This window comes from bacterium SCSIO 12827 (assembly GCA_024397995.1).
Taxonomy (GTDB): domain Bacteria; phylum Pseudomonadota; class Alphaproteobacteria; order Rhodospirillales; family Casp-alpha2; genus UBA1479.
In genome coordinates this window covers 1,774,530-1,789,143 of the sequence record CP073746.1, presented here as the reverse complement: position 1 = coordinate 1,789,143, position 14,614 = coordinate 1,774,530, and the positions used below count along the sequence as shown (strand labels likewise).

Sequence of the window (14,614 nt, the reverse complement as noted above, 5' to 3'; positions counted from 1 at the left end):
GATGACGGGTCCGGGGATGGCGGGCCGCCTATGCTCTGATAGCGCCCCGGTCCCGCCGCCGCTACTCCTTTTTCGCCGCCGGCTTCTTTGCCGCGGCCTTCTTCTTGGCCGGTTTCTTGTCGTCCGCCGCGTCGTCCTTGGCCGCTGCCTTCTTCGGGGCGGCCTTCTTCTTGGCGACAGGCTTCTTGGCTTCCTTGGCCTCGTCCTCGGCCTCAAGAACCTTGATCAGGTCTTCGAAGGACGCCGGCTTTTCCGTCACCTGGGCCAGTTCGATGATGTAATCGATGACCTTTTCCTCAAACACCGGAGCCTTGATCTGCTCCTGCGCCTGGGGGTTGGAGCGGAAGAATTCCAGCACCTGCTGCTCCTGACCCGGATACTTCTGGGCCTCCTGCATCATGGCGCGGTTGACGTCTTCCGGCGACACCTGGATGGCGTTGGCGCGGCCGACTTCGGACAGCAACAGGCCCAGCTTGACCCGCCGTTCGGCGATGTCGCGGAACTCGGCCTTGTGCTCTTCGTCCGACTTGTCGTCGTGATCGTGGGCATGGTCGTGATCATGGTCATGATCGTGGTCGTGATCATGATCGTGTTCCTGCTTACGCTGTTCCTCGAACTGGGCCCAGATGTTGTCGAATTCCATCTCCACCATCTTGGGCGGCATCTCGAAATCATGGCTGTCGGCCAGCTGATCCAACAGCACGCGCTTGACCTGCATGCGCGCCATCTGATCGAACTCGCGGCGCTGGCCCTCGACGATGCGTTCCTTCAGGGCGTCCAGGCTTTCCAGGCCGGCCTTCTTGGCCAACTCGTCGTCGATCGGCGCCGGCGTAGCTTCGCGGATTTCGTGGACCTTGACGTCGAACACGGCTTCCTTGCCGGCCAGATCCTTGGCCGCATATTCGGCGGGGAAGTTGACTTTGACCTCGACGTCGGCACCGACATCGACGCCGATCAACTGTTCCTCGAAGCCCGGAATGAATGAGCCGGAGCCCAATTCCAGGTGATAGCCATCGGCCTTGCCGCCGGCGAACTCGACGCCGTCCAGCTTGCCGACGAAGTCGATGACGCAGACGTCACCAGACTTGGTCTTGCGCTTGGCGGTGATCGGCTCGGACGACTTATGGGCGTTGGCCAGATTCTCGAGGGTTTCCTCGATCTGCTTTTCATCCGGCTTCAGGACCAGCTTCTCAAGCTTCAGCTTGGAAAAGTCCATCGGTGTGATTTCGGGCAGGATGTCCACGGCCAGCGTGTATTCCAGATCCTTGCCCTCGTCGAAGGAAGTGATCTCGACCTGCGGCTGGGTCGCGGCACGGATGCCTTTCTCGGCCAACGCCTGGGCCGAGGAATCGTTCACCGCCTGATCCAGGATCTCGCCCAGGATCGACGGTCCGAAGCGCTTGCGCAGCAGGCCCACGGGCACCTTGCCGGGTCGGAAACCGGGCAGCGAGGCGGATTGTGCGACTTCCTGAAGACGCAGGTTGATTTTCTCTTCGATGTCCTTGGCGGCCACGGTGACTTTCATCTCGCGGCTCAGGCCTTCGGATTTTGTCTCAACGACTTGCATGGAACTCCCGTTTCGGAAATCTGCGGCGAAGCACCTAAATCGGCGCCGCCTGTAAAACACACTAGGATTAAGCCCTCAACTCCCGGGCGGATATATAGGCTGCCACCCCGGACCCGGCAACGATAAACGGCTGGTCGGAATAATCCCGCCTCCGAAACCGAAGGCGCAACCTCGCCATTTTGGAGGATGGTGCGGGCGGAGGGACTTGAACCCCCACGACCAAAGGCCACCAGGACCTAAACCTGACGCGTCTACCAATTCCGCCACGCCCGCCAACGCCGCCGGGATGCCCGACCAGCGAGCGGCGCGACTTTATCCATTCTGACAACGATTACAACCGGGAAATCGGCCCCGCACCAGCGCCCCGCCGGCTCACCCCCGCAGGTGCGTCTTTACGCCCGAGGACATATCGACGCTGCCGGCCGAGGTATAGGCCTCATGGTTCCCTTCGATACGGCCCAGGTCATAAAGGTAGTTGACCATCAGCCCCGCCGACTGGGCCAAACCCTTGTCCGAGGTATCCCCCAGCCAATTGAGGCGTTCGAGCCGCGCCCCATTCGACAGGTGGAAATGCGCCACCGGGTCGCGCGCACGCCCTCCCCGGCCCTTTTCCCTGGCCAGGTAGCGCGCCGCCAGGCGTGTCAACGGCCCTTGCAGGGCGGCGGTCATGACGTCGTCCTTGATCCAAGCGGGGGTGTCGAGGACCGAAATCAACGACCCCTTGGCCCCACCCTTGCGGCCCGTGGCCGCGTTCAGGGCCTTGCGCTCCTCGGCCGAGAACAGCTTGGGCTCACCCTCCGCCAGGAGTTCGTTGAGCCAGTTGCGGAAACCCGGAATCGGCGACAGGGTCGCGAAGGTCTTGAGATTCGGGAACTCCTGGGACAGCTGCTGCGCCACCCGTTTGATCAGGAAGTTGCCGAAGCTGATGCCCGCAAGGCCCTTCTGCGCGTTGGAGATGGAATAGAAGATCGCCGTGTCGGCGGCGGCCGGATCGGTCGCCGGGGCGTTGGTGTCGAGCAGCGCCTGCACATTGGCCGCCATGCCGTTGACCAGGGCGACCTCGACGAAGATCAGGGGCTCATCGGGCATCCGCGGATGGAAGAAGGCGTAACAACGGCGGTCGGAATCAAGCCGGTTCTTGAGGTCTTCCCAGCCCTTGATGGCATGCACGGCCTCGTAGGCGATAAGCTTTTCCAACAGTGACGCCGACGAGGAATCCCAGGCGATCCGCCGCAATTCCAGGAAATCGACGTCGAACCAGCTGGCCAGCAGGTCCCGCAGGTCATGTTCCATGGCCTTAAGACCCGCGTCAGACTTGGCAAGCGGCATCAGTTCCGCGCGCAGATCAACCAGGAACTTGACCCCATCGGGCAGCGCGTTGAACTGGGTCAGCAACCGGCGCCAGGGGGCTTGCAGGCTGTTTTTGATCGCAAGCTGCGCGTCCAGACGCGCGGCATCGGTATCCGCCGCCTGGAACTTGCCGATGGCCGTCTCGACAGCCTTGGCGTCGGTGCCGAAATTGCCGGCCATGAGGCGCAGGAACTTCTCGCGCCCGCCCTTGTCCAGGGCCAGATAGACCCGGCCCAAGGCCGCCGCCTTGGTCCGCGCCGAAACCTCGCCACCCTTATTGTCCAGGCATTCCTGCATCTGTTCCAGAATACGCCCGGCGTCCTCATCCGGCAGGTTGGGGCGCGTGCTTGCGGCATCCTCGTCGTATGACGATCCGGCGATGGATTGCCATCCCCGGCGCAGGTTGGCCAGGGTTCGGTCGAGGAAACTGCTCGGTTTATGTTCGGTCATCAAAGCCCTTTCAAAGGTACGCGGACATCCCGTTAAACCTGTTCGCTTTTACCGGTCGGTTCAAGGGGCAAATGGGTGAAAATTTGCCCGGGCACACCCCCCGTCACGGCCCCGGGAAGGGCGCCGACAATGCCCGGCAGCAAACCGGGAATATCCTCGGCGATCAGGCCATGGCCGATGCATTGCGCCGCCGCCGCATGCAGCCAGACCGCGGCGCAGGCGGCCGGGAACGACGCCATGCCCTGGGCCAGCAGCCCCGCCGTGATGCCCGCCAGCACGTCACCGGTACCCGCGGAGGCCAAATGGGGGGAGCCGTTGGCGTTGATCACTGCGCGACCATCTGGGGCCGCGATAACCGTGTCAAAGCCCTTCAGCAAGACCACCGCGCCCGATTTCTTGGCTGCTTGGCGCGCGCGGCTCAGTCGGTCGCCGCCGTTTGGAAAAACACGGGCGAATTCACCGCCATGGGGGGTGATTACGCAGTTGCCGTGCAAGGCCGACATCAAGACATCGGGATCGTCCGCGAAGGCGGAAATGCCGTCGGCGTCCAACACCATCGGCTTGCCCGTGGCCAGCGCCGCCAGGGCCCGCGTGCGGGTATCCGGGCCCGGCCCGTTGCCGGGGCCGACGACCAGGGTCTTGTTGCCGTCCTGGACATAGGTTTCATACACGGCGGCATCGCCCATGGGGCGGACCAGCACGCCGGGTGCTCCGGCGCGGAATATCCCCGTGTCCTCGGGCAGGCAAGCGATGGAAACGATCCCCGCCCCGGCCCGCCGGGCTCCGTCGGCGGCCAGACGCGGCGCGCCTGGCATGGCACCTACCCCCCAGATCACCACATGGCCGCGCGTGTACTTGTGATCGCCAGGCCCCGGATGGGGGAAATCAGGCCACCAGATGTCGGCGCTGTTGACCCAGGTATCGGGGGCCTGGGCCGCGACCACGGCGTCTGAAATGCCTATGTCGGTGACTTTCATCCGACCGCAGAAATCCCGTCCGGGGCGCAGGAAATGGCCCGGCTTGCGGCGGCAGAAAGTCACCGTTTCCCGGGCCTGTATAGCCAATCCGGCGACGGCACCCGTGTCACCCATGACGCCCGACGGGATGTCCACGGCCAAGACATCCGCCGATGCGGCGTTGAGGGTTTCCGCCACGGCCGCCGCGACACCATCGAGCGGGCGCGTGAGGCCGGCCCCGAACAGAGCATCGATAACCCCTGCCCCCGCTGGATCAAAGCCTGCCGTCAACTCTTCCACCGCACCGGCCCAGCGGTCCGCCGCCAGGGCCGCGTCGCCCCGCAATTTTTCCCGCGCCCCCAAAAGGTAAAGCCGCACTTCGGCCCCCTGCTCTTTCAGGAGACGCGCCGCGACGAAGCCGTCACCGCCGTTGTTACCGGGGCCGCATAAAACAGCCGTGGGACGGCTGTGAAACAGGGCCTGGGCCCGTGCGGCGACGGCCGCCCCCGCCGTTTCCATCAGATCGATGCCGGGAATGCCGCCCGCGATGGCCGCGGCATCGGCCTGCGCCATCTGGCCGACCCGGAGCAATGCCGCCGGCAACCAGGCCGAATTTTCCACCGTCATTTCATGCTCCGATAATTCACGATCTTCACGTTATACTCTGAAAAAGGGCGAAACGGCGGGAGAATCCCGGAGTCCGGCGGACCTCATTGAACGGTTTTTATACCAACAACGAGCTTGCATACTCCGTTATTAATTACATGAAAAAATACATATACTGTCTTGTTTTTACGTTTCTTTTTGTAATTTTATGGGAGGCAATCGGGGCACCGAGATTGCTTCCGGCGACGGCCGCCGACACATGGCGTCCGTTAACCACGGCCCTGGTCGCGGCCCTCGCCGCCGCCGTCGGTCTTGCCTTGTCGCGTCAAACCGTATCGCGGCGGCCCCCGCCGCCGGAACTTGCCGGCCCGCTGGTCGGCAAATTGAACGATGACGATTGGTGGCGCTTCATTTTCGCCGCCGCTGATTGGTTCTGGGAAACGGATACCGAACACCGCTTCACCTTCGTCTCCGACCGACTGCAGACCATATACGGCCTGTCGCCGGAGAACTTGATCGGTCAAACGCGCGAAGCCATTGCCGTGATCCGAGGGCCCGCGCAGCGCATCGCCTTCGAGCAGCATCGGGCGGATTTGGCGGAACGGCGACCGTTTCGGGACTTCGAATATGGCCTGAACGACAGCAAAGGCAATCTTCGTTATACCCGAATAAGTGGCGCGCCCGTGTTCGCCGACGACGGCACCTTTCTCGGCTACCGGGGGTTCGCCCGTGACGTGACCCGTGAATGGCAGTCGGACCAAGCGCTGCGTACGGCCAAGGAAGAGGCGGAACTGGCCAACCGGGCGAAGACGGAATTCCTCGCCAATATGAGCCACGAGCTGCGCACGCCGTTGAATTCCATCATCGGGTTTTCCGACATCCTGGTGAACGAGACCTTCGGCACCATGAACGTGCCCCAGTACAAGGAATACGCCGGCGACATCAACGACGCCGGCAAGCATCTGCTGCAGCTCATCAACGACCTTCTAGACCTGGCCCGTATCGAACGCGGCCAGATGAGCCTGAACGAACAACGCCTGGACCTGGGACTGATCTTCAACTCCTGCCATCGCCTGGTACGCGAACGCGCGCTTGAGGCAGGAGTCTCGCTGATGATCGACTGCCCCGCCGACCTGCCGCCCTTGATGGCCGATGAACTGCGCGTCAAACAGGCGCTGGTCAACCTGTTGTCCAATGCCATCAAGTTCACGGAACAAGGAGGGGCTGTCTCCGTCGTGGCGCGCCAGCAGGACGACGGCGCCATACGGCTGACCGTGTCAGACACGGGGATCGGTATCTCCCCCGAGGATATGGCCGTGGCGCTGTCCGAATTCGGGCAGGTCGACGGCTCCCTAACCCGCAAGCACGAAGGCACGGGCCTGGGCCTGACCCTGTCGCGCAAACTGATCGAACTGCATGGCGGCGTTCTGGAAATGGAAAGCGAGGTCGGCCGGGGACATCGGCCCATCTCGTGTTCCCCGTGGCGCGCAGTCTGCCCTTGCCCGACGCCTCCTAGCCCCCTCCTCGACCGGGCGGACCAAGCGTGTCGCAGGTGGTTTTCATGGAAGACCAACTCACGCAGCTTTGTTCACGCGGCGCCAAGGAACCCGTTACACTTTGAAATCTTCGCCCCCGTCACAGGAGAGTTCCCGGATGCGCATCCATCGTCTGTTTTTCTTCGCCGTCGCCGCCCTGGCCCTGATATCGGCCCCGCCCCTGAGCACTCCGGCCCAGGCCGCCGAAGGCCTGATCGTCAAGCCGAGCCAGCACCCCCCCGGCGAAACCCTAAACCGCCTGGAAAAGCTGCTGAAAGCCAAGAATATCACCATATTGGCCCGCATTAATCACACGGCCGGCGCCGAAAAGGCAGGCCTCAGCCTGCCCGCGACGGAAGTCTTGATCTTCGGCAATCCCAAACTCGGCACGCCGCTCATGCAGGCGACGCGGACCATGGGCATCGACCTGCCGCTCAAGGTTCTGGCCTGGAAGGACGACAAGGGCAGCTGGATCGCTTACAACGATCCCAAATGGTTGGCGCAGCGCCACGGCAACACGGTGGACAAGGTCATCGAGACCATGACCGGCGTGCTGAAAAAGCTGACCGACGCCGCCGCCGCGATGAACTAGAAAGGCAGATATTCGCATGCTCAGCGCCCTTGCAACCGGTTTCCACGCGATCGCCGCCGTCGTCTGGGTCGGCGGTATGTTCTTCGCTTATTTGATCCTGCGCCCCGCCGTGGGCGGGATCACGCCGCCGCCGGAACGCCTGAAGCTGTGGAACCGCGTGTTCGGTCGGTTCTTTCTATGGGTATGGGCCGCCGTTTTGGTCCTGCCGGTATCGGGTTATGCGGTGATCGCCCTGCAATACGGTACCTTCGCCGCCGCGCCGATACATGTTCACTGGATGCACGGCATCGGCTGGGTCATGAACGCCCTGTTCATCTACCTGTTCTTCGCGCCCTACCGCACCTTCCAGGCAGCCGTCGCCGCCCAGGACTGGCCCACGGGGGGCGCCAGCTTGAATGTCATCCGCCGTATCGTCGCGATCAATCTGGCCCTCGGTCTGATCACGGCGGCCTTGGGGGCTTCGGGCCGCTATTGGGGCTGGGTGCCCGGCAACTGACACCGCCCATGAAAAAGGCCGCCGGGGGGAATCCGGCGGCCCTGTTCATCGGTTACGCGGCCGTGAGGGCGGCCGCCGCATCCGAAATTATTTCTTTTTCGCAGGCGCTGCCGGCTTGGCGGCAGGCTTGCTGATGGCGGGTTTCGCAGCCGGTTTGCCGGCGGCTGAAGTGGCGGGTTTGGTGCGGGAAAACATGCTCATTTTCCTCAATAAATCGCCGGGGTGCCCCGGCGCGGTGACCGGCTCATTGCCGGCAGGGGAATAAATACCTGATACCAGTGCGCCGAAATAACGAATTCTTTCGTAGGTTAATATTTGAAATATAAATATTACTATCGATCCGATCAGCTCAGCGCAGGCCCATCCATCACCCCTGCTCTTCCCTAGACCAACCGGCTTTCTTCGACGATCTCGGAATGCAGGGTTTTGTGGACCGGGCATTTGTCGGCAATTTCCAAAAGCTTCGCTTTCTGTTCGTCGCTCAGATCGCCCTCGAAATGCAGGTCGCGGACGATGCGGTCGAGCTTACCCACCTTGGTGTCGCAATCGGCGCAGTCCTCGGCATGAATCTTATCGTGGGTCAGGGTCACCCGGACCTTGGTCAGCGGCAACTTCTTTAGATCCGCGTACATGCGGATGGTCATGGCCGTGCAGGCGCCGAGCGCCGTGAGCAGGAAGTCATAGGGCCCGGGCCCCGTGTCTGTGCCACCCACGTCCGTGGGCTCGTCCGCAAGCAACACGTGGCGCCCACCGACGGAAACCGCGTTCTGGAACTTGCCCTGCCCCGTTTCCTCGACCACCACCGTGCCCGGTGCGGCCTGGGGGGCGATGCGCGATGCCGGGGCGTCGCCCAGGCAGACATAACGCTGCGCCCAGGCGGCGATTACGCCGGCGACGTATTCCGCGTCTTCCTTGCGCGACAGCATGTGGTCGGCATCGTCCAGGGACACGAAGCTTTTCGGATGCCTGGCCGCGCCATAGATGGCGGCGGCGTTGTCGATGCCGACGGTGGCGTCGACCGGCGAATGGAAGATCAGCAGCGCCTTTTTCAACCCCGCCACGGCGTCCTGTACGTTCTGCGCCCGAATGTCGTCGAGGAACTGCTTCTTGATGCGGAACGGACGGCCGACCAGCAGGACCTCGGCCTCACCCTTGGCCTCGATCTCCTCGACCGACTCCTGAAAATTATGGGCGACATGCGCCACGTCCGCGGGCGCCCCGATGGTGATCACGGCCTTGGCCTCGGGCACCTTCGCCGCCGCGACCAGGACCGCCGCCCCGCCCAGCGAATGGCCCAGCAGCATGGCGGGAGCTTCCAAATTGCCCCGCATCCAATCCGCCGCCGCAATCAGGTCGCCGACGTTGGAGGAAAAATTGGTGTTGGCGAAGTCGCCTTCGCTGGCGCCTAACCCGGTGAAATCGAAGCGCAGCACGGCGATGCCGCTTTCCGTCAGCGCCCGCGCCACCCGCGACGCGGCGAACACGTCCTTGGTACAGGAAAAGCAGTGCGCCCAAAGGGCATAGGCCTTGGGCGTGCCATCGGGCAGGTCGAGGCGCGCGGCCAGGGTTTCGCCCAGGGCGCCCGGGAAGGAAACCTTTTCGCTTGTCGTCATGGCGGCGGCCTTTCGTCAGTGGGGAAGTCGTTGATATGAAACCTAAGGTGACCATACTACCGCCGCAGCATGAAAGGGCGATGTCTGATGGACAGTAACGATCTTGATGTATTGGCGCGGCGCCAGGTGTTCCAGGGCTTTTTCCGCATGGACGAATGGCGCCTTCGCCACCGCCTGTTCGAAGGCGGCTGGAGCAACGAGATTACCCGCGAATGCCTGGAACGTGGCCATGCGGTCGCCGTCCTGCCCTATGACCCCGTCCGCGACGAGGTCGTGCTGATCGAACAGTTCCGCGTCGGTGCCGCCGCCAGCGCGCCGTCGCCCAATTGGGGCGGTCAAGCGCCCTCGCCCTGGCTGATTGAGATCGTCGCCGGCATCGTCGAGGAGGGCGAGCACCCGGACGACGTCGCGGCCCGCGAGACCATGGAGGAATGCGGCTGCGATCTCCTCGCCCTCAAACCGATCACGTCCTATCTGGTGACACCCGGCTGCTCGTCGGAGACCATCGGCCTCTACCTCGGCCGGGTCGATGCCTCAAAGGCCGGCGGCATCCACGGCCTGGACCATGAGAACGAGGACATCCGTGTGTTCACGGTCCCGGCGGAAGACGCCTTCCACATGGTCGCCGACGGCACCATCAACAACGGCACCATCATCATCTGCCTGCAATGGCTGCAGCTGAACCGGGATGCCGTGCGCCGGGAGTGGACGTGATCGTCCGCCCTATTCCTTGAACCAGCTTGGGTTGCGCTTTTCGATAAACGCGGCAAGCCCTTCGCTGGCTTCGGCCGATTGGCGCTTTTCCGAATGCAGACGGGCCAATTCTTCGGCCGTCGCCTCGTCGATGCTGGTTTCCGCAAGCTCCAGAATCTTGGCCTTGGTCTGAGTCACGGCGTCGGGGCCGCTGCGCAGAAAGGCCTCGATCGTTTTTTCCGCCGTGCGTTCCAGCTGCATGGGGGGCGCCACTTCATGGACGAGCCCCATGTTATTGGCCTGATCGGCGGAAAAGCGTTCGGCGGTCAGGGCATAGCGGCGCACGTTGCGTGATCCCATGGCGGCGATCAACTGCGGCAGGATCGGCTGCGGGATCAGGCCCCAACGCACTTCGGAAATGGTGAAAGTGGCATCCGACGCGGCGATCACCACGTCGCAGGCGGCGATCACGCCGGTGCCGCCGCCGACGCAGAACCCCTGCACCACGGCGACCGTCGGCTTGGGACACGTGTCGAGCAGCCGCACAACGGTTTCCGTGCGCCGGGAGACTTCCAGATTTTCGGCTTCCGACTTCTCGGAAACAGACAACAGCCATTTCAGGTCGGCCCCGGCCTGGAAATGCTTGCCCGCGCCGCGCAGCACAATCAGGCGCACGGCATCGTTGGCGGACAGGCTTTTGATTCCCGACAGCAGGACATCAATCATCTCGCCGTTGTAGGCGTTGTTGACTTCGGGCCGGTTCAGCGTGACCGTGGCCACACCACGCCCGTCAATCTCTACAAGGACCGGTTCGTCGGCCATGTTCGTTCTCCATTCTGGTTTATTTGTTTCTTGTCCGTCCCGGCGGGCGGGGAGAATAGCGCCAACCACCGGCCTGACGGAACAGGAAATCCGTGCGAAATCCAAAGCCCGCGCCTTGATCGGCCCCGCAGGCATGGTTATGTTGCCGAAAACCCCAACGAACCCAAGCTGACGAACCTCTAGGGACGGAACTCAAATACATGAACATCAAGAAGGGCCTGGTGGACGCCATCGGGAACACGCCGCTTATTCGCCTCAACAAGCTGTCCGAGGCGACGGGCTGTGAAATCCTGGGCAAGGCCGAATTCCTCAACCCCGGCCAATCCGTGAAGGACCGCCCGGCCCGCCACATGATCCTGGAGGCTGAAAAGCGCGGTGACCTGAAGCCCGGCGGTCTGATCGTCGAGGGCACGGCCGGCAACACGGGCATCGGCTTGGCCCTGGTCGCCAATGCCCGCGGCTACCGCACCACCATCGTCATTCCGGAAACCCAGAGCCAGGAAAAGAAGGACATGCTGCGCCTGTGCGGCGCCAAGCTGGTCGAAGTCCCGGCCCTGCCCTATTCCGACCCCAACAATTATCAGCACATCGCCCGCCGCATGGCGGAGGAATTGGCCGCGACGGAAGAAAACGGCGTGCTGTTCGCCGACCAGTGGAACAACCTGGACAACCGCCGCGCCCATTACCATTCCACGGGGCCGGAAATCTGGGAACAGACGGGCGGCAAGGTCGACGGCTTCATCTGCGCCGTCGGCACCGGCGGCACCCTGGCCGGGACCTCCACCTTCCTGCGCGAAAAGAACCCGAACATTGTCGTCGGCTGCGCCGACCCCAAGGGGGCAGCCATGTACCACCTGTTCAAGGATGGCGAGGCCAAGGCGACCGAAGGTGGCTCGATCACCGAAGGCATCGGCCTGGGCCGTGTCACCGCGATCATCGAGGACTTGAAGATCGACCAGCCTTATTCCATCGACGACCAGGAAGCCGTGCCGCTGATTTTCGACCTGATCAAGGACGAAGGCCTGGTGCTCGGCGGCTCGTCCGGCATCAACGTGGCGGGGGCCGTGCGCCTGGCCAAGGAACTGGGCCCGGGCAAGACCATCGTCACCATCCTCTGCGACATCGGCACGCGCTATACGTCGAAGCTGTTCAACCGCGATTTCCTGAAGTCCAAGGACCTGCCGGTCCCGGACTTCCTGCCCTGATCGCCGGGAAGGAAACCGCCCCATGCCCTATTCCAATCCGCAGGCTCTGGTCTCCACCGACTGGGTCGCCGATCACATGTCGGCCCCCGACGTGCGCATCGTCGACTGCACCTATTACCTGCCCAATGACGGCCGCAACGGGCGGGAGGAATACGCCAAGCAGCACCTCGACGGCGCCGTGTTCTTTGACATCGATGACGTCAAGGATCCCGACAACCCCCTGCCCCATATGATCCCGCCGGCGCATATTTTCTCGGCCAAGGTGCGCAAGCTGGGCCTGGGCGACGGCAACCGCATCGTCTGCTATGACCACAACGGTGGCGGCATGGCCGCGGCCCGGGTGTGGTGGATGTTCCGCCTGTTCGGCCATGACGACGTCTGCGTCATGGACGGCGGCCTGCCCAAGTGGCTGGCGGAAAACCGCCCGGTGACCGACATCGAACCCAATCCACGGGAACGCCATTTCACGCCGCGCGAAAATCACCTGATGGTGCGCACGGTCGATCAGGTCATGGCCAATATCGACGGCAAGCGCGAGGACGTTCTTGATGTGCGCGCCGCCGGTCGCTTTGCCGGCACCTCGCCGGAACCGCGCGCAGGCATGCGCTCCGGCCATATGCCGGGCGCACTGAACCTGCCTTACGGCGACCTGATGGACACGGGCAAGAACTGCACCATGCGCTCGGCCGAGGAAATCAAGGCCCTGGCCGACAAGGCGGGCGTCGACCTCAACCGGCCGCTGGTGACCAGTTGCGGGTCCGGCGTCACGGCCTGTTACGCCGCCCTGGCGCTTTACCTGATCGGCAAGGAAGACGTCGCGGTCTATGACGGGTCCTGGTCCGAGTGGGGGGCCCGGCAGGATACGCCCATCGTTACCTGATCCTCTCTCCAGCCCATCCGGACACGGCAAAATCCGGCGGATATCCAGACCATGACGCTGCCGGACTTTTCCACCATCGCATTGCTTGTCATCATTCTGGGCCTGTTTTCCGGCTCCCTGGTCAAGGGGGTCCTGGGGGCCGGCATCCCGGCCGTGGGCCTGCCGATCATGGTCATGGTGATCGACCCGGCCCAGGCGGTGACCCTGTTCATCGTGCCGGTGGCGATTTCCAACGTCTGGCAGATCATCGAATCCGGAGAATTCAAGGAAGCGACCCGGCGGTATTGGCCGTTCCTGATCCTGCTGATGATCGGCGTGTGGATCGGCGCGGGCGCCCTGACCAACCTGGACCCGCAGGTGATCGCCCTGGCCCTCGGCTGCGTCGTCATCGCCACGACCTTAGCGCAGATCTTCACCCCCAACGCCACCTTCCTGCAGCGCCACGCCCGCGTCGCCAATCCCGTGGCCGGCGGGTTGATCGGCCTGTGTTCCGGCGCCACGGGGGCGTTCACGCCGGTAATCGTCTATTTCGCGGCCCTGCGCCTGCCCAAGAACCTGTTCGTGGCCCAGATGGCCATGGCGGCGATGGTCGGCTCCGTGCCGCTTTATCTGCGCCTGATCACCGAAGGCCATATGTCCTGGCCGCAGTTCACGGCCTCGGCCCTTGCCATGATCCCCGTCGGCATCGGCATCGCCACCGGGTTCTGGATCAGAAAGCGCATTTCGGAGGCTTTCTTCCGCCGGCTGGTGCAGATCGGCCTGATTCTGCTGGGCCTGATGCTGATCTGGCGGGGGCTTTCCTAGCGACAGGCCGCAGTCCTGCTGTTCAAACCGCCGCCGGCTGACGGACCGTCGCCGACAGCCCGCCATCGACCACCAGCGACGTGCCCGTGATATAGCCCGCCCTGTCCGAGGCAAGAAACAGCGCTGCCTCGGCAATATCCCAGGCACTTCCCATCCGCCCCATGGGACAACTGGCATCGCGCGCGGCACGCATTTGTGCCTCGTCGCGATCGCCGTAGCTTTTGGCCAGCGTCACCCCGATCCGGGGCGTGTCGATCAGCCCGGCGACAATGGAGTTCACGCGAATATTGTCGGGCGCCAGTTCGACCGCCAGGGCCGTCGCGAAGTGACTCGCCGCCGCCTTGGTCGCGCTATAGGCAAGATGCGGGAATCCGGGATAGCGAATTCCCGCAATCGAGGACGTAATCGTAATCACCCCCGCCCCTTGGGCGCGCATGGTCGGGATCGCCGCCTGTGATGCGACATGCAGCGACGTCAGATTGGCGTCACTGATCCGCCGCCAGTCGGCGGCCGAGGTTGCGTCCGACGAGCCGCTTTTGCCGAGCCCCACGTTGCAATGCAGGATGTCGAGCCGGCCGTGACGGTCGACCACGCCGGCCACCAGTGCCTCGACCGAGGCATCGTCCAACACGTCGACTTCGGAGATTTCCGAGCTTCCCCCCGCCTCGGCGATCATGTCGCAGGTTACTTGGGCGGCGGCCAGATCAGTGTCAGCGGCCATCACATGCGCCCCTTCCCGGGCCAAGGCCAGGCAGATCGCCCGCCCGATGCCGATCCCGGGTGCAATCGACCCGGCGCCGATGACCAGGGCCACGCGCCCGCTCAGTTCCGGGGTTGCCACGCCGCTCATTTCTCAGCCTCCCACGGCCAAGAGAAAGTCTTGCGGATGCAAGGGGCCAGCAGTGCCGGGATGGCCGTGAATACCCGGAAGAACGGGATGAGGCTGATGGTCATGATGTTTTCCCAATGGTCGGAAGAAGAAATGGTCGATGCTCTGCAGATTACCAAGTCCAGGTGACATGGAAACAGTCGGGTGCACCACCCG

Annotated in this window: 13 protein-coding genes and 1 tRNA gene; 7 read left to right on the top strand and 7 right to left on the bottom strand. The window is 63.5% G+C overall.

The window, feature by feature from the left end; genetic code table 11:
- Positions 1 to 61: 61 nt before the first annotated feature.
- From tig to KFF05_08410, 4 genes are all read right to left on the bottom strand, one after another.
- Positions 62 to 1,567 (bottom strand): trigger factor, encoded by a 1,506-nt coding sequence (gene tig / locus KFF05_08425; GenBank protein UTW53350.1) that lies wholly within the window; start codon positions 1,565 to 1,567, stop codon positions 62 to 64.
- Between the two features lie 187 nt (positions 1,568 to 1,754).
- Positions 1,755 to 1,840: transfer RNA gene (locus tag KFF05_08420), tRNA-Leu, on the bottom strand.
- Between the two features lie 99 nt (positions 1,841 to 1,939).
- A complete protein-coding gene (locus KFF05_08415) occupies positions 1,940 to 3,367 on the bottom strand; it encodes a malonyl-CoA decarboxylase (GenBank protein ID UTW53349.1) in 1,428 nt (475 codons plus the stop codon).
- Between the two features lie 32 nt (positions 3,368 to 3,399).
- On the bottom strand, positions 3,400 to 4,950 hold the full coding sequence (locus KFF05_08410) for an NAD(P)H-hydrate dehydratase (GenBank protein ID UTW53348.1): 1,551 nt from the start codon (positions 4,948 to 4,950) through the stop codon (positions 3,400 to 3,402).
- A 212-nt stretch (positions 4,951 to 5,162) separates the two neighbouring features.
- Between KFF05_08410 and KFF05_08405 the strand changes: the two genes are divergently transcribed.
- From KFF05_08405 to KFF05_08395, 3 genes are read left to right on the top strand one after another with little or no spacing between them, the layout of a single operon-like run.
- The gene (locus tag KFF05_08405; protein UTW53347.1) at positions 5,163 to 6,773 is read left to right on the top strand and encodes a PAS domain S-box protein; all 1,611 of its coding nucleotides are present in this window, start codon (positions 5,163 to 5,165) and stop codon (positions 6,771 to 6,773) included.
- Entirely contained in the window at positions 6,760 to 7,056 is a 297-nt protein-coding gene (locus KFF05_08400) for a DUF302 domain-containing protein (GenBank protein ID UTW53795.1), read from the top strand. The genes KFF05_08405 and KFF05_08400 overlap by 14 nt, the downstream gene beginning before the upstream one ends.
- A 16-nt stretch (positions 7,057 to 7,072) precedes the next feature.
- Positions 7,073 to 7,552: a CopD family protein gene (locus tag KFF05_08395; GenBank protein ID UTW53346.1), complete on the top strand. Its 480-nt coding sequence runs from the start codon at positions 7,073 to 7,075 to the stop codon at positions 7,550 to 7,552.
- Between the two features lie 383 nt (positions 7,553 to 7,935).
- Here KFF05_08395 and KFF05_08390 read toward each other — a convergent pair whose 3' ends face one another.
- Positions 7,936 to 9,165, bottom strand: a complete 1,230-nt coding sequence (locus KFF05_08390; GenBank protein UTW53345.1) for an alpha/beta fold hydrolase — start codon at positions 9,163 to 9,165, stop codon at positions 7,936 to 7,938.
- Positions 9,166 to 9,252: 87 nt separating this feature from the next.
- Here KFF05_08390 and KFF05_08385 point away from each other — a divergent pair, with 87 nt between their 5' ends.
- A complete protein-coding gene (locus KFF05_08385; GenBank protein ID UTW53344.1) occupies positions 9,253 to 9,879 on the top strand; it encodes an NUDIX domain-containing protein in 627 nt (208 codons plus the stop codon).
- A 9-nt stretch (positions 9,880 to 9,888) separates the two neighbouring features.
- Here KFF05_08385 and KFF05_08380 read toward each other — a convergent pair whose 3' ends face one another.
- Positions 9,889 to 10,680, bottom strand: a complete 792-nt coding sequence (locus tag KFF05_08380) for an enoyl-CoA hydratase/isomerase family protein (GenBank protein ID UTW53343.1) — start codon at positions 10,678 to 10,680, stop codon at positions 9,889 to 9,891.
- Positions 10,681 to 10,880: 200 nt separating this feature from the next.
- On the opposite strand from KFF05_08380, the gene KFF05_08375 reads away from it, so the two are divergent.
- From KFF05_08375 to KFF05_08365, 3 genes are read left to right on the top strand one after another with little or no spacing between them, the layout of a single operon-like run.
- Complete coding sequence (locus tag KFF05_08375) at positions 10,881 to 11,885, top strand: cysteine synthase A (GenBank protein UTW53342.1); 1,005 nt, start codon at positions 10,881 to 10,883, stop codon at positions 11,883 to 11,885.
- Between the two features lie 22 nt (positions 11,886 to 11,907).
- Positions 11,908 to 12,765, top strand: a complete 858-nt coding sequence (gene sseA / locus KFF05_08370) for a 3-mercaptopyruvate sulfurtransferase (GenBank protein ID UTW53341.1) — start codon at positions 11,908 to 11,910, stop codon at positions 12,763 to 12,765.
- A gap of 51 nt (positions 12,766 to 12,816) precedes the next feature.
- On the top strand, positions 12,817 to 13,569 hold the full coding sequence (locus KFF05_08365; GenBank protein ID UTW53340.1) for a sulfite exporter TauE/SafE family protein: 753 nt from the start codon (positions 12,817 to 12,819) through the stop codon (positions 13,567 to 13,569).
- Positions 13,570 to 13,591: 22 nt separating this feature from the next.
- On the opposite strand, the gene KFF05_08360 is transcribed toward KFF05_08365, so the two are convergent.
- The gene (locus tag KFF05_08360; protein ID UTW53339.1) at positions 13,592 to 14,419 is read right to left on the bottom strand and encodes an SDR family oxidoreductase; all 828 of its coding nucleotides are present in this window, start codon (positions 14,417 to 14,419) and stop codon (positions 13,592 to 13,594) included.
- Positions 14,420 to 14,614 lie beyond the last annotated feature (195 nt).